Raw genomic sequence first — 17,642 nt, 5'->3', positions numbered from 1 at the left:
AGATGATCGTCCATTGCCCAGCCGACGATTTCACGTGTTGCCATGTCTTTGATAGCGGCGGCGTAGAGCCATCCTTCGTCCGTATCGACGTAAGTAATGTCAGCAAGCCAAACCCGGTTTGGAACGGCACAATCGAACCGCTGCTCCAGCAGATTTGGCGAGGGTCTGAGGCTGTGATTGCTGTCTGTGGTGCGTGGCTTCCGGCGCTTGTGCAGGCGCGGTGAGACATTGTTTTTCCGCATTATTCTGGCCACGCGCCGCTCCGAGACATGGGCCCCATCGGCGATCAGATCCTGGTGGACCCGCTTTGACCCATATCTTTTTTTGCTTTGGGAAAACGCCGCTTTGATCTTGGCCAGCAGGTCTGCGTCCCGGTCGGTACGCAGCTTTTGCCGCTGATCTCGGGCTGGTTGCGACTGAACAAAGCCATAAAACCAGCTGCGCGCAATGCCAACAATGCGACAGAGATGAGTGATCGGGTAAACAGTCTTGTGGGCAGCGACAAATGCATGCTTGTGTGTCATGGTGTCGATACCCCCCCGCCAGCTTGAACTTCCGCTGATGCCTGCAGCTGATGCTTCGGCTGCCGGGCAAGTCCGCGTCTTTGGAGCGGAGGTGAAACCAGTACTCGTCGAGCTGATCCGCAGCCCTCCTGGCCCGAGCTTCCGCCACACGAGCGGCCCTTGTTCGCAGAGAATAGGCGATCCGGGGGGATGAATAATGCTTCTTCAGGTCTTTGGGGATGCGGCGGCTGAAGTAGAAGACGCCATCCTTCACGAATGTGAACGCAGGCGAAATGGTCTCCGACATGGTCTACGGCTCCTTGCACGTGCAAAAAGCTGGAGCGAAACCAATGTGTTAGCTGAAGTGATGGTGCCCCCACACGGACTCGAACCGCGGACCTACTGATTACAAATCAGTTGCTCTACCAGCTGAGCTATAGGGGCACTCACAATCACAGGTGTCCAGAACCGGAGCCGGCGCGCGACCAAGGACCTGAGTCTCAGGTGAAGAATGCCTCCCCGCCGGACCTGCTGGGCGACTGGTACTAAAGTACAGAATGACCGTCAAGCCGGTTTGAAATGCAAATTGCGCAACTGCCCCCCTCCTCGCCAGGCCGGGCAGAACCGTCCTTCGCCGCCCTCCGCGGGGAACGCGGAAACCGAGACTGACCGCCGCAGCGGGTGCCGCGCCCTCCGCGGTGCAAAGGCGGCGCGAACCGCAGGTTTGACCTCCCTGCTGCTGCGCAGTACTTCTGGGGGCCGGAAACCCGGAAAAACAGGTCGGATCATGCAGGTTATCATTCACTGCGGGGCACACGCCACTGAAGAAGATCTGTTGCTGAAGGCGCTGCTTAAAAATGCCGGCACCCTGGCGAAACAGGGTACAGCGGTGCCAGGGCCCGGCCGCTACCGGTCCCTGCTGAAAGATTGCCTGGCAGCGATGAAGAACGGCAGCGCGGCCGAGGACGCGCCGGAGGTTCTATGGGACGCGATCCTGGATGACCGCGAGGCGGACCGGGTGGTTTTCTCCAACCCGCATTTCTTCGGTTCGCCGCGGCATGCGCTGCAGGACGGAAGCCTGTATCCGGAGGCCGGGGAACGGCTGCAGGCGCTGCAGGCGCTGTTTCCCTACGATCAGCCGGAAATCTTCATGGCGCTGCGCAACCCGGCGACGTTCCTACCGGCACTGTTTACAAAGTCCAGCCGGCCCATCGTGCAGAACGCATTGCAGGGCAGCGACCCGGTGCAGCTGCGCTGGTCCGGGCTGCTGGCGCAGATGCGGGATATGGTGCCTGGCATGCCGGTCACCGTCTGGTGCTATGAGGATCTGCCGATGATCTGGGACCAGCTGCTGCGGGAGCTGGGCGGAATGGAGGGCAATGCGCCGGTCAAGGGCGGGATGGATCTTCTGGCCGCGCTGATGAAGCCGGAGGGACTGGCGCGTTTGCGCGCCTATCTTGCCGCGCATCCGGATCTGACGGAGACCCACAAACGCCGGGTCTATGCCGCATTTCTGGACAAATTCGCCTTCGAGGACGCGCTGGAAGAGGAGCTGGATCTTCCTGGCTGGACCGGTGCCTTGGTCGAGGAGATGAGCGTGCGTTACGAGGAGGATCTTTATCTGATCCAGCGGATGACGGGCGTCACCCTGATTGCGCCCTGATTGCGCCCTGATTGCGCCTGCCCCGGTCCCTGCGCCGCAGCCGGGTTGCAGATCCGGCGCGCGGCAGGCGGGCGGCGGCCGCAGCTCAGTGCAGGGGCTGGCCGTTTCGTCCGAAAACCAGGGTTTCAGTGCTCAGGTCGTCATATGTGACCTCGACCGCGACCTGCTGCAGGGACCCCAGCGGATAACTGCGGTAAGGCATTCCGTCTTCGTCCTTGATTATATTGGGGAAGCCTTCCTCCAGGTGGCAGTCCGGCAGCGGCCAGATTTCCGGCGGGTTGCCGTTCACCCCCAGCTTGACCTGCGCCAGCCCGCAGCGCCAAGACCAAAGGTGGGTCACGTAAAGCAGATCCTGGCCGTCGAACTCCCGCACATGAATCCAACTGCCGTGGGTCGCTGCCAGGATCGGTTTCACTTCCAGCGCAGTGGTAAAGCGCCCGGTGGCCTGCTGCGGCTCAGCCGCCAGTGATGATTGGGTGGATGCTGCCTGCGCTGCAACCGGAGCGGCTGCAGGTTCCGGAACGCCAGGCTGCGCCCCAGGCTGGGCTGTTGCCGCAAGAATTGCCAGGATCACATCAATCATTCTTGTCCCTCCCCGGGTTGCGCCTCCTGCGGCACAGACCGCCTGAAATTGCCTGCAGGCCGGTTGCGCGGCGCCTTGCAGGCTTGTAGCTACTCTATCAGGCAGTCCTATCCGCCCGGAAGAGACGGAAAACGGGGAAAACAATGGTAAATGCCCCCTTCAACGTGATGATCATCGGCCAGGCCGGCCGGCTGCAGTATGAGGCGCTGCTGTTTGCCGCCTCTCTGCGCCACTGTTCGCCTGGATTTTCCGGGCGGCTGTTTGTGGCTGTGCCGCAGCAAGGGCCGCTGTGGCAAAAGGACCCCGGCATCCGCAACCAGGAGGTGCTGCAGGCGCTGGCGGATCTCGGCGCCGAGATCCTGCCGTTTGAAAGCAAGGCCTTCGGCGCCGCCTACCCGTACGGCAACAAGATCGAAGCGCTGCAGGCGATGCCAAAGGACGAGCCGTTTGTGTTCTTTGACACCGACACGCTGATCACCGGCGAGCTGGCAGAGGTGCCATTTGACTTCAGCCGCCCTTCGGCCTCGCTGCGGGTGGAGGGCACCTGGCCCAAGCCGACGCTCTACGGGCCCGGCTACAGCGGGATCTGGCAATCGCTTTACAGCCGCTTCGGGCTCGACTTCCTGTCCAGTCTCGATCTCAGCCAGCCGGAGGAGTACTGGAAGCGCCACCTCTATTTCAATGCTGGCTTCTTTTACGGCGCCTGCCCGCGGTCCTTTGGCAAGCGGTTCCTGGTCTATGCGCAATCTGTCCGCAACGATCCGCCGCTTGAGCTGACCGGCCAGACGCTGGAGCCCTGGCTGGACCAGATCGTGCTGCCGCTGGTGATCCACTCCTTCGGCGGCGGGCGCGATGCGCTGCCTGACGGCTACCTGGACGGTCAGACGAGCTGCCACTACCGGCTGTTTCCGCTGCTCTATGCGCGGGAAAGCGACCGGGTGGTGGAATTGCTGCAAGAAATCGCGGCGCCGAACCGGCTCAAGAAAGTGCTGAAGGGCTACGAGCCGATCAAGCGGATGGTCTATCAGGGGCGCGGCGAAAAAGTGCGGGCGCTGTTTGACCGCGCAAACCTGCCGCGGCGCGAACAGGCAATCCGCAACCGGATCAAATCCGAAGGCTTCTGGATGCGCTGACCCTGGCCTGCGGATTTTAACAAACTCAGGGTTCCCGCCCGCTCAGGGGCCCCGATAGAGCCCTCTTTCAATTGGGTCAGGCCCAACGGGTGCAGGCGCCGCCAGGGGCCGGCAGCGGGCGGGTGCCTTTCCCTGCGGCATTCCCGCAATTGCCTTCCCAGCGCAGCCATGCTGTTGTGCGCCCGGACTAACAGAGCTTTCAGGGAGACCAATTCATGACCGACGCTCCGACATACGGTTTTGACACCTTGCAGATCCATGCCGGCGCCAAGCCGGACCCGGCCACCGGCGCGCGGCAGACGCCGATCTACCAAAGCACCGCCTATGTGTTCCGCGATGCCGAGCACGCCGCCGCGCTTTTCAATCTGCAGGAAGTCGGCTTTATCTATTCCCGCCTGACCAACCCCACCGTTGCGGTACTGCAGGAACGTCTGGCAACGCTGGAAGGCGGCGTTGGCGCGGTCTGCTGCTCCTCCGGCCATGCGGCGCAGATCATGGCGCTGTTCCCGCTGATGGCTCCGGGCTGCAATGTGGTCGCCTCGACCCGGCTTTACGGCGGCACCGTCACCCAGTTCAGCCAGACCATCAAGCGTTTCGGCTGGTCCGCCAAATTCGTCGATACCGACGATCTGGACGCGGTGAATGCTGCCATCGACGAAAACACCCGCGCCGTGTTCTGCGAATCCGTGGCCAACCCCGGCGGCTATGTGACCGACATCCGCGCCTTGGCGGATATCACCGACACAGCCGGTATCCCGCTGATTGTCGATAACACCTCCGCCACGCCTTACCTGTGCAAGCCGATTGACCTGGGGGCGACGCTGGTGGTGCACTCCACCACAAAATACCTCACTGGCAACGGCACCGTGACCGGCGGCTGTGTGATTGACAGCGGCAGTTTCGACTGGTCCGCCAGCGATAAATTCCCATCGCTGTCAGCCCCGGAGGATGCCTATCACGGGTTGAAGTTCCACGAGACCTTCGGCCCGCTCGCCTTTACCTTCCACAGCATTGCCATCGGCCTGCGCGACCTGGGCATGACGATGAACCCGCAAGGGGCGCATTACACGCTGATGGGCGTTGAGACGCTGTCGCTGCGGATGCAGAAACACTGCGAGAACGCCGAGAAGATTGCTGCCTGGCTCGAAAACGACAGCCGCGTTGACTACGTGACCTATGCGGGCCTGCCGTCCTCGCCCTATTATGAGCGCGCCCGGGCCTGCTATCCCAAGGGCATCGGCGGCCTGTTCACCTTTGCCGTAAAGGGCGGCTACGACGCCTGCATCAAGCTGGTGGATTCGCTGGAGATATTCAGCCATGTGGCCAACCTTGGCGACACCCGCTCGCTGATCATCCACTCGGCCTCCACCACCCACCGGCAGCTGTCGCCGGAACAGCAGGAGGCTGCAGGCGCCGGCCCGAATGTGGTGCGCGTCTCGATCGGGATCGAAGACGCAGACGACCTGATCCGCGATCTGGACCAAGCGCTGGCCAAAGCCTGCGGCTAAGCGGCTGCGGGAGCCTCAAAGGAAAGGCCGGGCGCCCTGCCCGGCCTTTCCTGTTGCCGCGGGTTACTCGCCGCCCGGCAAAATCATGTCGAAGACGACCGAGACATTGTGGCTGAAGGTCAGCTCCCCGGCTTCAATCGGCATTGCGTCGCTGCGGGCCATTTCCATTACCATCTTCGGACGCCCGCCACCGCCGCCGTGCTCATTGATTGAACGCACCGGTCCCAGCTCCATGCCTGCCGCTTCGGCCAGCTGCTGCGCCTTGCGGATTGCATCCTTGACCGCCTCGCCGCGGATTTGATCGGCGACCGCGGACGGATCCGCCACCCCGAAGCTCAGCCCCTGGAACTGATTGGCTCCGGCCGTCAGCACCGCATCCAGAACCGGGGCCAGCCGGTCCAGGTCGCGCACCCGCACCATCAGCGTGTTCGACGCCTGAAACCCGGTGATCTCACGCCGTCCGCCGCTGTCATAGGAGCGGTCTTGCGACCAGACCGGATGCATCGAGATCTGCCGGGTCTGCATGTCCTCCGCAGCAATACCGCCATCCTTCAGCCGGGCGATCACCGCGCCCATCGCGTCTGATACGGCCGCCATCGCGGCGGCGGCTTCCTCGGCTTCCTCGGTGACACCCAGGGTGATGGTTGCCAGCTCCGGCGCCACCTGCATCGTGCTTTCTCCGGTGACGGATATCTGGCGCAGCGCTGCGGCCTCGCTTGCAGCCAGGGCGCCGGCGCTCATCGACAGCATCAGCGCTGCCGCCAGAATTTTCTTTGCCTTCATAGTGAAAAGCTCCTTTTGCAATGGCTGCTAGATAGGGACGGCAAACTGCCGCCTGCAAGTGCTGGAAGGCGTCTTTTCCTTTCACTTGGCGGGTTCCTGCTTTAAAGTCCGCGGTAAAACACCGGGCGCGTCAGGCGGCCCCGGGGCAGTATGGATTTTGATGGTTTGACCCAAGGCATAAAACCGGCTTTTGCGCTTTCGCTTTCCTCAGTTGGCATCGAACTGATTTACCGGGCCAAGGACGGCTGGCGCAGTGTGGGCGGCACCCCGTTTGACGCCGATGATCTGCCCGCTGCGCTGGCAGCGTTGCGCGAGGATGCGCAGCGGCTGGCGCCCGGGGAGTTCTTCTGCAAGCTTGTCCTGCCCGATGAACAGATCCGCTATTTGACGGCGGAAACCGGCGATCTGCCCGTTGAGGCGCGGATTGAAGCGGCCCGCCAAGCGCTGGAAGGCGCAACCCCTTATCCGGTGGATGAGCTGGCCTTTGACATCTCCGTTGAGGGCAGCCGGACTCATGTTGCTGCGGTGGCGCTGGAAACCTTGGACGAGGCTGAGACCTTTGCGGTCGCGCACGGGTTCGGCCCGGCCAGTTTTGTCGCGGCGCCGGAAAACAGCGGCTTTCGGGGCGAGCCCTTCTTCGGCACCACGCGGGCAATCCGCGGCACCGAGGTTGAGCCAGACGATACGGCTGTCAAGGTAATCGGGCCTGCTGCCCTGCCGCCACCCCGAAGCGAAGACAGAGCGGAGACCGGCGCAGCCCCGGCCCTGACTGGAGACAGCACAGTACCGGCAACTGTTGCCGCCGTCACGGAACCCCTGGCAGAGCCCGCAGGGCCGGAAGCGCTTGCTGAAGCGGAAGAGATGGCTGCAGCCGCCAAACAAGTGCCCAAGACAAAAGACGCCCCGCAGACCGCCCGCAGGGACGGCCCGGCGGAACCGCCTGCCAAGCCCGCCGGAGTAAAAAAGCCGGCGCAGGATGTTCCAGGTTCTGCCAGTCAACAGGCCAAGGCCGCCCCCGCGCCATGTACAACCGCGCCGGCAGACCCTGCGCCGGTCTCTGCCGCGCCATCCCCAATGCCCCCTGCGCCGCTGGCGGCGGCGGCAATTGCGGTCAAAAAACCGGATACAGCAGTCCTTTCCGCGTCCCGCCCGCCTGCGCCGCCGCCCCCCTTGACGGTTTCCCTGCCGCCGTCCGGCACGGTTCCGCCTCAGCCAATTCCGCCGGCGCCGCCAGCCTTGCACGACACCGCCCCGGCAGCCGTCGCGCCAGCAGCCTCACAGTCGCCTGCCCCCCAAAAAGCCGCCAAAGGCAAGCCACGCTATCTGGGAGTGATCCTGACGGCAGTTCTGCTGCTGTTCATGGCTACAGTTGCGGTCTGGGCAGTGTTTGGCGAGGGAGGGTTCTTTGCCGCGGCGCCGGAACAGAATTCCGGCCCGGCACCTGCCCCTGCGGTCAGCTCAGAAGACCGGCAGCCGGAGGAAGCCGCCCCCCGGCCGGCCGCTCCCGCCGCCGCGGACGGCCCCGCCACGGAAACCGCCCCTGCCGCCATTGCACCGCAGCTGAGCGTGCTGGCAGACCAGCCCGATCCCGGCCTGCAGGAAACCAGCGCCTCACCGGCAGGGGGGGGACCCCAGGGGCAAACTGCCCTGGCTGACGGCAGTGAAGCAGACGGGCTTCCGTCAGCTGAGGATGAAGCCGCCGCCGATGGTGCAGAACTGTCCGAGGAGGGCACGGACACCGCCTTTTGGGACCCAAGTGCCCTGAAGCCGGGCGGCGCAGGGGAAAGCGCAGCCGCATCCGCTGACCCCGAGACAGAAGAACCGCTGGATGAATTGGCGCAGGCCGCGCGCTATGCCGCGACCGGGGTTTGGCCGGTTGCCCCCAGCCTCGGCGGCATCCCCGCCGCGCCCCGCCTGGACGAGCTTTATACCGCCTCGGTCGACCACACGGATATTGCCGCCGATGCCGTTGCGCTGCCGCAGCAGGACGCTTTTTCCGGGGATGACGAGCCTGGCGCTGTTGCCTCCCCCGCCGCAGCAGGATCCGCGTTTGATCTGGACGCGCGCGGATTGGTCAAGGCCACCCCCGAAGGAACGCTCACCCCCGATGGCATCACTGTTTATCTTGGCCGTCCGGAAAAAGTGCCGCCGCGCGCACCGGATCGCAGCGACCCCGCCGCCGAGGCGCTGGCGGAGGAAGTGGCGCGCAATCAAATGTTGTCGCGCAAACGCCCCAAGGCACGGCCTGCGGATCTGGAGGAACAGGTGGAACGCGTGCAGCATGGCGGGCTCAGCCGGGCTGAACTGGCCAGCTTGCGTCCGCGACAGCGGCCCGCCAGCCTGAAGCCCGCAGAAGAAGAGCAGCTACCGGTCACCGCACAGGCCATTGCCGCTTCGGCGGTGCCACGCGAACGGCCCGCCAATTTTGCCAATCTGGTTGATCGTGCCCGGCGCAATGCGCAGAACCAGGTCCAGACCGGCGCCGCCGTGCCCGCTGCGGCCGCCGCGGCGGCGCCGCGTATCCCGACAGCCGCTTCGGTTGCCCGCCGCGCCACTGTCGGCAATGCCATCAACCTGCGCAAGCTGAACCTGATCGGGGTCTATGGCACCGCGTCGGACCGCCGCGCATTGGTCCGGCTGCCGTCGGGCCGCTACAAGAAGGTGCAAGTCGGCGACCGGATCGACGGCGGCCGGGTAATTGCAATCGGCGAGAGCCGGTTGCAGTACCAGAAAGGCGGCCGCAACCGCACCTTGGAAATGCCCAAGGGGTAACCCCTGCCTGCCCTTCGATGCCCGCGAAAAAGCCGGCCCCCCTGATCAGGCCCGGCTATATCAGTTTCTCAGATCCTATTATCCCGCGGCTTGGATCTCACCGTTGTTGATCTGCTCCTGCTCGATGGATTCGAACAGCGCCTTGAAGTTGCCCTCGCCAAAGCCGTCATCGCCCTTGCGCTGGATGAACTCAAAGAAAATCGGCCCGATCACGGTTTTTGAGAAGATCTGCAGCAGGATGCGGGTCTCGCCGCCGTCCACAACCCCTTCGCCGTCGATCAGGATGCCGTGTTTCTTCATCCGGTCCAGCGGTTCGTCATGGCCGTGAACCCGCTCTTTGGACATCTCATAGTACGCATCATTCGGGCCCGGCATGAACTTCAACCCCTTTTCAGCAATTGCATCGGTGCTGGCATAGATGTCGTCGCTGCCCACAGCGATATGCTGGATGCCTTCGCCGTTGTACTTTTTCAGATATGAGACGATCTGACCGGTTTCCCCCCGGTCCTCGTTGATCGGGATCCGGATACGGCCGCAGGGCGAAGTCAGCGCACGGCTGAGCAGGCCGGTGAACTTGCCCTGAATGTCAAAGAACCGGATCTCCTTGAAGTTGAACAGCTCCTGATAAAACCTGAACCACTTGTCCATGTTGCCCTTGTAGACATTGTGGGTGAGGTGATCGAGGTAGAAGAACCCGTCGCCGCGCGGCTTGGACTGCTTCAGCCACTTGAACTCGGTGTTGTAGGGCGAGGTGTCGTAGTACTGATCAACAAAGTAAATCAGCGAACCGCCGATGCCCTTGATCGCGGGCACGTCCATGGTCTTGTCATCGCCCTCATAGGCTTCGGCGCCCTTGGCGACGGCATGCTCGAACGCCTTCTGGGCATCCGCCACCCGCCAGCCCATCGCAGGGGCGCAGGGGCCGTGCTGTTCCACGAATTTGGCGGCAAAGCTATCGGGGTCGGCGTTCAGGATATAGGTGACATCGCCCTGCTGCCACAGCTCCACCAGCGGCTGGTCCTTGCGATGGCCCGTCAGCTCATAGCCCATTTGGGTGAACAGCCCGCGCAGCTCGTCCGGGTCCGGGCTGGCAAATTCAACAAATTCAAACCCATCGGTGCCAGCCGGGTTTTCGGGGCTGATTTCGGATTTCGGGGCGTTATGCGGGAACGGACCCATTGCGCGTCTCCTTCGGATCATGCGGGAAGCCAAGTGAATTCTTGCATCAAGAATACCGCATATCCAGTGCAGGTTTTCCGCGTTCTTTCGCACCCTGACCTTGAAATGCGCGCAACATTCGCGCCATGATGTCAGAAAACGGAAAAAACGCGCATGCTGGACCCTGCCGATACCAAGCTGCTTGCAGCCCTTCAGAAAAACGCCCATCTTACCGCGCAGGACTTGGGCGAGATGCTCAACCTTTCGCCCAGCCAGGCCGGACGGCGGCGCCAGCGGCTGGAGGCAGAAGGCTATATCCAAGGCTATTCGGCCCGGCTCGATCCCGCCAGGCTCGGGCTGTCTGTGCAGGGGTTTGTGCAGGTTCATCTGGGCAGCCACGGCCCCGAACAGTCCAAGGGGTTCGCCCGGCTGGTGGCCAGCCAGCCGGAAATCACCTCCGCCTGGACCATGACCGGGGAGGCCGATTACCTGCTGCGGGTCTACTGCGCCGATCTGGAGGCATTGAATACGCTGATCCACGGCATCCTGCTGCCCCATCCCGCTGTTTCCAGGGTCCAGAGCCAGATCGTGATGGCACAATTAAAACGCGATGCGCCGCTGCCGACTTAACCAACCGGGAAGGAATTCGGCGTAAAGATGCCCTGACCTATTCCGTAACCGAAAGTGGAACGTGCCGTGTCTTTTGTTGACCGCCGAGTTGAAACGCGCCCGGCCAGCGGCGAGGCCCCGTTCGGCCTCAACGAGGTGTTCTTTTCCAGAACCGACAGCCGCGGCGTGATCGAGGCCGGCAACTATGTGTTCCGCCGGGTCGGTGCCTACTCCTGGGAAGAACTGATCGGTGCCCCGCATAAGGTGATCCGCCACCCGGACATGCCCAAGGGGGTGTTCTCCTTGTTCTGGGACACCATCCAACGCGGCGAGTTCATGGGCGCCTATGTCAAGAACAAATCCAAGGACGGGCTGTATTATTGGGTGTTCGCCGTGGTGGTGCCTTGCCAGGAGGGCTACCTTTCCGCCCGCATCAAGCCCAGCAGCGCCTTGTTTACCGAAGTGCGCGGTCTTTATGCGAAGATGCTCAAGCGGGAGACCGATGACGGCGCCACCCCCGAGGACAGCGCCCAGTATCTGCTCGATTGGCTGAACGGCCAGGGCTACGAGAATTACCACCAGTTTGCCGCCCACGCGCTGAGCCAGGAGCTGATCTCCCGCGACGAGGGGCTGAACCAGCCGCCCCACATCCGGATCCAGGATTTGACGGGCATGCTGCGCATCGCCGAAACCCTGGTCGAAGAGACCGAGGGGCTGATTACTGATTTCGATGCGATGCACACGATCCCGCATAACCTGAGGGTGCTGGCGTCGCGGATCGAACCTTCGGGCGGCCCGGTGACGGTGCTGTCGCAAAACTACGGGTCGATGTCACGGCAGATGTCGGACTGGTTCGGCGCGCATGTGATGGGTGAAAGCAGCAACTTTGCCAAGATCAAATCCTCGGTGAACAGCAGCCTGTTTGTCGAAGGCATGGCGCGCATCCTGATCGAATGCGACAACCAGCTGCAGAAGGAACGCCGCGAAATCGGCGAGGCCGACATGGAAACCGAGCGCAAGATCCTGTCCGATCTGGTGCAGGATCAGGTCAAGCGGTCGAAGGACGGCATGCAGGAAGTGGATGAAGAAGCAGCCCGGATCACCAGCGCTTGCCAGATCATGCACCGGCATTTCCTTGGTCTCAGCTCTACCCGCGTGCTGCTCAAAATCGAAAGCGCGCGGCTGACCGATTCCGGCGAAACACTGGCTGACATCATTGACCAGCTGGGCGGCTTTCAGGAACGGATTTCGCGGCGGCTGGACCGGATCGGCAAGCTCAGCGAAGAAATCCGCCTGTTCGAGAAATAACCGGGCCAGACAAGAAGACCCGGCCGATAGCCGGTCGGTGACTGCCGCTGGCAGGCACCGGATTTCCATAACAAGCGGCCGCGGCCAGCAAACCCATTGCCAAGGACCCGGCCGGCTTGCGATACCTTGAATATGGAAGAGTTCTTTTACCAAGCAACCCTGTATCTGGGGGCCGCAGTCATTGCGGTTCCTCTGGCTGCGCGCCTTGGGCTCGGCTCGGTTCTGGGCTATCTCGCCGCCGGAATTGCCATCGGCCCGATCTTCGGGCTGACCGGCACCGAAACCGAGGATTTGCGCCACTTCGCTGAATTTGGAGTGGTGATGATGCTGTTCCTGATCGGGCTTGAGCTGGAACCGCGCGCATTATGGGCCATGCGGGACAAACTGATCGGCCTGGGCGGGATGCAGGTCACGGCCTCAACCCTGGTTCTGATGGCCGCCGCCATGGCCGCGGGTGAACCCTGGCATGTCAGCCTGGCGGTCGGGCTGGCGCTGTCTCTGTCTTCCACCGCGATTGTCCTGCAGACGCTGTCGGAAAAGGGGCTGATGCGCACCGGTGGCGGCCGGTCTGCCTTTTCGGTGCTGCTGACCCAGGATATCGCGGTGATCCCGATCCTCGCCTTTCTGCCGCTGCTGGGCAGCTACGCGATCCCCCAGTTTGCTACCGACGGCTCCATCAGCCGTGACGGCGCAGGCGGCCATGGCGGCGGCCACGGGTCCCTGTCGCTGGTGGACGGGCTGCCGGGCTGGGCGGTGGCGCTGGTCACCCTGGCCGCCATCGCCTTTATCATCCTGGCCGGCATTTACCTGACCCGGCCGCTGTTCCGGTTCATCCACGCCTCCAACCTGCGGGAAATGTACACCGCGCTGGCGCTGATGATTGTCGTCGGCATCTCCTTCCTGATGACCCTGGTCGGCCTCTCGCCCGCCCTTGGCGCCTTTCTGGCCGGGGTGGTTCTGGCCAACTCCGAATTCCGGCACGAGTTGGAAAGCGACCTCAACCCTTTCAAAGGGCTGCTGCTGGGGCTGTTTTTCATCACCGTCGGCGCGGGCATCAACTACCGCCAATTCCTCGCCGATCCGGGCGATCTGATCGGCTTGGCGCTGCTGGTGATCTTTGCCAAAGGCGTGGTGCTGTTTGCCGTCGGCCGCGCCTTCGGCCTGCGCCGCCGCCGTTTGTGGCTGTTCACGCTCAGCCTGGCCCAAGCCGGGGAGTTCGGCTTTGTGCTGCTGGCTTTTTCCACCCAGCTCAACGTCATTCCGGCGGCCCTGTCCGAGAAGCTGCTGCTGGTGATTGCACTGTCAATGCTGATCACGCCGCTGCTGTTCATCGCCTATGACCTGCTGTCCAAACGCATGGGCGACGCCCGGCAGGATTTTGAACCCGACGAGATTGACGAAGAAGGACCGGTGATCATCGCGGGCATCGGCCGTTTCGGCCAGATCGTCAACCGGCTGGTGCAGGCCAGCGGTTTCAAGACCGTGGTGCTGGATCATGACATGGAGGCGGTGCAGCTGATGCGCCGGTTCGGGGTCAAAAGCTTCCTTGGCGATCCCACCCGGCCCGAATTGCTGAAAGCTGCAGGCATCGCCAAGGCCAAAGTATTCGTGGTGGCGCTGGATGACCCGGAAGGCGTGGTCAAGATGGTTACCTACGTGCGCCGGGCCTACCCGGATCTGCACATCATCGCCCGCGCCAAGGACCGCAATCATGTCTATGAGCTGTACAAGGCCGGCGCCGATGACATCGTGCGCGAGATGTTCGACAGTTCGGTGCGTGCAGGCCGCTATGTGCTGGAGAACGTCGGCCTCAGCGAATATGAGGCGGCGCAAGCAACGCAGACCTTCTATGCGCATGACCGCGCCAACCTGCGCGACCTTGCCCAGCACTGGATCCCCGGCGTGCCTGCCAGCCAGAACCCGGCCTATATAGACCGCGCCCGCGAACTGGAAAAAGCCATCGAAAGCGCGATCTTCGAGATGGCCGAACGCAAGCGCAAGAAGTCTGCAAACGCCGCCGAATAACAAAGGCCCGGGCGCAGACCCGGGCCTTGCGGCAGTAAAACATGCGGGACCGCCTGGTCAGCCGTCTGTGACCCCGGCCTCGGCAAAGGTCGCCATGCCGCTGTGGCAGGCAACGGCGCCTTTCAGCACTTGGATCGCCAGCGCCGCACCGGACGCCTCGCCTAGACGCAGCCCAAGCGCCAGCAAAGGTTTCTTATTCAGTTTCGCCAGCAGCGCCGGATGGGCCTCTTCGGCGCTTTGATGGCCCGCAACTGCATGGTCCAGCGCCCCGTCTGCAGTCTGCAGCAGGCAGGCTGCTGCAGCGCAGCAGATGAAACCGTCCAGGATCACCGGGATGCGCAGCACGCGGGCGGCAGCAATCGCGCCCGCCATGGCAGCAATCTCGCGCCCGCCCAGGCAAGCCAGCGCATCCAGACCGTCCCGGATTGCATCTTTGTGCAGCGCAACGCCTTCGGCCACCACGCGGATCTTGTTCGCCAGCCCTGCATCGTCCACGCCGGTGCCGCGCCCGGTCCAATCCCCAGCTTCGCCACCGAAAAGCGCACAGGCCAGAGCCGCTGCAGGCGTGGTGTTGCCGATCCCCATTTCGCCGACCACCAGAAGGTCAGCGCTTGGGTCCACTGCCTCCCAGCCGGCTTTCAGCGCAGCCAGCAGATCGTCCTGGCTCATAGCCGGCCCTTGGGTGAAATCGGCGGTCGGGCGCTCCAGCGCCAGCGCATGCACATCCATCCGGGCGCCGGCCAGCCTGGCCAGCTGGTTGATAGCCGCGCCGCCATGTTCGAAGTTGATCACCATCTGCGCAGTGACTTCCAGCGGGAAAGCCGAGACGCCCTGTGCCGTCACCCCGTGATTGCCAGCAAAGACGATCACCTGCGGCGCGGAGATCTCCGGCCGGTCGCTGCCGCGCCAGCCGCCGTACCAGATCGCCAGCTCTTCCAGACGGCCCAAGGCACCGGGCGGCTTGGTCAGCTGGGTGTTACGCGCAGCCGCGCCATCAAGCGCGGCCTGGTCCTGCGCGGGCGCACCGGCCAGTGCGGCGCGGAAGTCATCAAGGGAGGAAAGCTGTGGCAGCATGTAAAAGCCTCGTTGCATCGGAGCGGGGGACGCGGATAAAGCGGATGGCAATCTGTTTAACCGCTGACGGCAGTGCCGCAAGCCCCCCAATAGGCCGGTAGATGAGAAAAAACGACATCCAGGCAAATGACATTCTGCTGGCGCTGGTTCTGCTGACCCGGCTGCCGCTGCCGCATCTGCCCGCGACCGCCTTTCAGCGGCAGGCCAAGGCGGTCTGGGCGTTTCCGCTGGCCGGGCTTGCCGTCAGCCTGCCCGCGGCGCTGGCGGCATCCCTTGCCTTGCACATGGGCCTGCCCGCCGCGGTGGCCGCAGGGCTGGCGCTGACGCTTCAGGTGATGCTGAGCGGGGCCATGCACGAGGACGGGCTTGCTGATACCGCCGATGGTTTATGGGGCGGCAATAGCCGGGACCGGCGGCTGCAGATCATGAAGGACAGCCGCATCGGAGCTTATGGCGTGATTGCGCTGATCCTCGGGTTTGGCCTGCGCTGGAGCGCCCTGGCCGCACTGATCGCCGCCGCAGGCGTCTGGCCGCTGCCGGCCCTGGCAATGCTGAGCCGGGCAGCGATGCCTGCGCTGATGTCGGCACTGCCGAATGCGCGCGCTGCCGGTCTGTCGCAAACCGTGGGCCGCCCCCGCGCCCTGCCCTGTATGCTGGCAGCCTTGCTTGCTTTTGTCCTGTCGCTGCCGCTGATTGGCGCTGCGGCCTTGGCTGCTGCCTTGGCTATGGGCGCGGCTGCCCTTGGTTTGGGCGCTTTGGCCAAAGCCAAGATCGGCGGCCAGACCGGGGACATTCTGGGGGCATCCCAGCAAATTGCCGAGATTGCCGGCCTGCTCACGCTTCTCGTCTTCTGCACCTGAGCCAAGCCGGTGCATGAAAAAGGCCGCGCCCCGGGGGCACGGCCTTTCAAAAGCTTAGTACAGCAGATATTCAGGCTGCAACGCGGGAGGTCAGAACCTCGTCCACCTGCTTGGCGGCAGCGATTTCGTCATTGCCGGATACAGCTGCGACTTCGCGGGTCAGGCGCTCAAGCGCGGCTTCGTACAGCTGGCGTTCGGAGTAGCTCTGCTCGCGCTGATCATCGGTGCGGTGCAGGTCTCGGACCACTTCGGCGATCGAGATCAGATCACCGGAGTTGATCTTCTGCTCATACTCCTGTGCGCGGCGCGACCACATGGCGCGTTTCACCTTTGCTTTGCCTTTCAGGGTTTTCATCGCCTGGGCAATCACGTCCGGCGAGCTGAGCGAGCGCATGCCCACTTCGGTAGCCTTGTTGGTCGGCACCCGCAGGGTCATCTTGTCCTTTTCAAAGGTGATCACGAAAAGCTCCAGCGCAAAGCCGGCCACTTCCTGCTCCTCGATCGAGATGATCTGGCCAACGCCGTGCGCCGGGTAGACTACATACTCATTGGGGCGGAATTCGAGCTTCTTCGATTTGGTCATACAGATTGTTCCTTACTCATAGCCGGGCGGCTCCGGCATGTTAGCGAGCAAAATGCCCGGCCCCGGTCAGTTCGATATGACCAGCCCTCAGGACATTTTATCCGCAGAAATACCGCCCAATCTGCGCACCACTGCTGGCGTGCGCCGGGGCGGACTCCGATTGTTTATGTCTTTTGTGCCTTAAGCATACCACAAAAAAGGGCCGCCCGGAAGGCGGCCTGCCGGCCATGGCCGGTAAAAACCCCGTGCAATGCGGCGGTTTTCCGCAGATTTGCGGCACCGGTTGTCAAAGGCGGAGAATCAGCCGCCCTCGCCGGGCGCCTCAGAGAAATACTTCTCCATCTTGCCCTCTTCGCCGTCGCGCTCCTCGTAGCCCGGCATCGGGTCTTTCTTAGAAACGATGACCGGCCACAGTTCAGAGTATTTGCGGTTGAACTCAACCCATTTATCCATATCCGGCTCGGTATCCGGGCGGATCGCATCAGCCGGGCATTCCGGTTCGCAGACGCCGCAGTCGATGCATTCGTCGGGGTGGATCACCAGGGTGTTCTCGCCCTCGTAAAAGCAGTCCACCGGGCATACCTCGACACAGTCGGTGTATTTGCAGGCGATGCAGTTTTCCGTCACGACATAGGTCATAGTACCGAGTCCCGTTATCCGTTTGCGCCTAGCTAATCCAGACCGGCGAAGGCTTCAAGCCGTCAAAGGGTATCCTGCTTGCGAGTAAGATCAAGCGCTCTGCGGGCTTTTTTGTCCGGGCGGCCTTTTCCTTCGAACTTGGGGTTAGCCGGAATTTTTTCCTGCCTTTCCGTCAGATCAAAGTACAGGCCCTGCGCCTCGGGCGCCGGGCCGCGGCGCGTGCCGATGGCTTCGACCCGCACCACGCGGATCACTTTGGCCTGGGCAAAGGTCAGAACGTCGCCCGGGGCGACGTTCTGAGCCGGTTTCAAGGTCTTGGTGCCATTAAGGCGCACATGGCCCGCGCTGACCTGTTTCGCGGCCAGGCTGCGGGTTTTGAAAAACCGCGCATGCCACAGCCACTTGTCGATGCGGATCTTGGGCGCGCCCTCGGCCATGGCA

At 63.1% G+C, this 17,642-nt stretch carries 16 protein-coding genes, 1 tRNA gene and 1 pseudogene; 8 read left to right on the top strand and 10 right to left on the bottom strand.

The genetic code is table 11. The features are described from left to right. The 3 genes and pseudogenes from AC0KW6_RS12295 to AC0KW6_RS12285 form a co-directional block, all read right to left on the bottom strand. The coding region (locus AC0KW6_RS12295) for an IS3 family transposase (protein WP_474035004.1) at window positions 1-524 on the bottom strand (524 nt) is incomplete at its 3' end. Between the two features lie 97 nt (window positions 525-621). Continuing rightward, window positions 622-810: pseudogene (locus AC0KW6_RS12290) on the bottom strand (DUF6538 domain-containing protein); the annotation flags it as partial. A gap of 61 nt (window positions 811-871) precedes the next feature. Further along, window positions 872-947 (bottom strand) — tRNA-Thr (locus AC0KW6_RS12285). Between the two features lie 343 nt (window positions 948-1,290). On the opposite strand from AC0KW6_RS12285, the gene AC0KW6_RS12280 reads away from it, so the two are divergent. Then, window positions 1,291-2,166 (top strand): hypothetical protein, encoded by an 876-nt coding sequence (locus AC0KW6_RS12280; RefSeq protein WP_474035003.1) that lies wholly within the window; start codon window positions 1,291-1,293, stop codon window positions 2,164-2,166. Between the two features lie 85 nt (window positions 2,167-2,251). Here AC0KW6_RS12280 and AC0KW6_RS12275 read toward each other — a convergent pair whose 3' ends face one another. Next, window positions 2,252-2,749, bottom strand: a complete 498-nt coding sequence (locus tag AC0KW6_RS12275; protein ID WP_323783387.1) for a hypothetical protein — start codon at window positions 2,747-2,749, stop codon at window positions 2,252-2,254. A gap of 143 nt (window positions 2,750-2,892) precedes the next feature. Here AC0KW6_RS12275 and AC0KW6_RS12270 point away from each other — a divergent pair, with 143 nt between their 5' ends. Continuing rightward, window positions 2,893-3,882 (top strand): hypothetical protein, encoded by a 990-nt coding sequence (locus AC0KW6_RS12270; protein ID WP_474035002.1) that lies wholly within the window; start codon window positions 2,893-2,895, stop codon window positions 3,880-3,882. A 215-nt stretch (window positions 3,883-4,097) separates the two neighbouring features. Next, on the top strand, window positions 4,098-5,390 hold the full coding sequence (locus tag AC0KW6_RS12265; protein ID WP_323783391.1) for an O-acetylhomoserine aminocarboxypropyltransferase/cysteine synthase family protein: 1,293 nt from the start codon (window positions 4,098-4,100) through the stop codon (window positions 5,388-5,390). 63 nt (window positions 5,391-5,453) lie between these two features. On the opposite strand, the gene AC0KW6_RS12260 is transcribed toward AC0KW6_RS12265, so the two are convergent. After that, on the bottom strand, window positions 5,454-6,173 hold the full coding sequence (locus AC0KW6_RS12260; protein WP_474035001.1) for an SIMPL domain-containing protein: 720 nt from the start codon (window positions 6,171-6,173) through the stop codon (window positions 5,454-5,456). A gap of 165 nt (window positions 6,174-6,338) precedes the next feature. Between AC0KW6_RS12260 and AC0KW6_RS12255 the strand changes: the two genes are divergently transcribed. After that, window positions 6,339-8,945, top strand: coding sequence for a hypothetical protein (locus AC0KW6_RS12255; RefSeq protein WP_474035000.1), 2,607 nt, complete (start codon window positions 6,339-6,341; stop codon window positions 8,943-8,945). Window positions 8,946-9,023: 78 nt separating this feature from the next. Here AC0KW6_RS12255 and hppD read toward each other — a convergent pair whose 3' ends face one another. Further along, complete coding sequence (gene hppD, locus AC0KW6_RS12250) at window positions 9,024-10,124, bottom strand: 4-hydroxyphenylpyruvate dioxygenase (protein WP_323783979.1); 1,101 nt, start codon at window positions 10,122-10,124, stop codon at window positions 9,024-9,026. Between the two features lie 153 nt (window positions 10,125-10,277). Between hppD and AC0KW6_RS12245 the strand changes: the two genes are divergently transcribed. From AC0KW6_RS12245 to AC0KW6_RS12235, 3 genes are all read left to right on the top strand, one after another. After that, the gene (locus AC0KW6_RS12245) at window positions 10,278-10,733 is read left to right on the top strand and encodes an Lrp/AsnC family transcriptional regulator (RefSeq protein WP_323783981.1); all 456 of its coding nucleotides are present in this window, start codon (window positions 10,278-10,280) and stop codon (window positions 10,731-10,733) included. Between the two features lie 66 nt (window positions 10,734-10,799). Beyond that, window positions 10,800-12,020, top strand: a complete 1,221-nt coding sequence (locus AC0KW6_RS12240; RefSeq protein ID WP_474034999.1) for a PAS domain-containing protein — start codon at window positions 10,800-10,802, stop codon at window positions 12,018-12,020. A 132-nt stretch (window positions 12,021-12,152) separates the two neighbouring features. Further along, complete coding sequence (locus AC0KW6_RS12235; RefSeq protein WP_474034998.1) at window positions 12,153-14,045, top strand: monovalent cation:proton antiporter-2 (CPA2) family protein; 1,893 nt, start codon at window positions 12,153-12,155, stop codon at window positions 14,043-14,045. 57 nt (window positions 14,046-14,102) lie between these two features. On the opposite strand, the gene cobT is transcribed toward AC0KW6_RS12235, so the two are convergent. Continuing rightward, a complete protein-coding gene (gene cobT / locus AC0KW6_RS12230) occupies window positions 14,103-15,119 on the bottom strand; it encodes a nicotinate-nucleotide--dimethylbenzimidazole phosphoribosyltransferase (RefSeq protein ID WP_474034997.1) in 1,017 nt (338 codons plus the stop codon). A 101-nt stretch (window positions 15,120-15,220) separates the two neighbouring features. On the opposite strand from cobT, the gene cobS reads away from it, so the two are divergent. Continuing rightward, window positions 15,221-15,979, top strand: a complete 759-nt coding sequence (gene cobS / locus AC0KW6_RS12225; RefSeq protein ID WP_474034996.1) for an adenosylcobinamide-GDP ribazoletransferase — start codon at window positions 15,221-15,223, stop codon at window positions 15,977-15,979. Between the two features lie 70 nt (window positions 15,980-16,049). Here the strand turns inward: cobS and AC0KW6_RS12220 are convergent, their stop codons facing one another. The 3 genes from AC0KW6_RS12220 to AC0KW6_RS12210 form a co-directional block, all read right to left on the bottom strand. Then, window positions 16,050-16,562: a CarD family transcriptional regulator gene (locus tag AC0KW6_RS12220; protein ID WP_024090807.1), complete on the bottom strand. Its 513-nt coding sequence runs from the start codon at window positions 16,560-16,562 to the stop codon at window positions 16,050-16,052. Between the two features lie 300 nt (window positions 16,563-16,862). Next, a complete protein-coding gene (gene fdxA, locus AC0KW6_RS12215) occupies window positions 16,863-17,201 on the bottom strand; it encodes a ferredoxin FdxA (RefSeq protein WP_024090808.1) in 339 nt (112 codons plus the stop codon). A gap of 62 nt (window positions 17,202-17,263) precedes the next feature. Further along, window positions 17,264-17,638 (bottom strand): RNA-binding S4 domain-containing protein, encoded by a 375-nt coding sequence (locus AC0KW6_RS12210; RefSeq protein WP_474034995.1) that lies wholly within the window; start codon window positions 17,636-17,638, stop codon window positions 17,264-17,266. Window positions 17,639-17,642: the final 4 nt, after the last annotated feature.

Source organism: Leisingera sp. SA215, from assembly GCF_055902035.1.
This window is presented reverse-complemented; position numbering and strand designations above follow the sequence as displayed.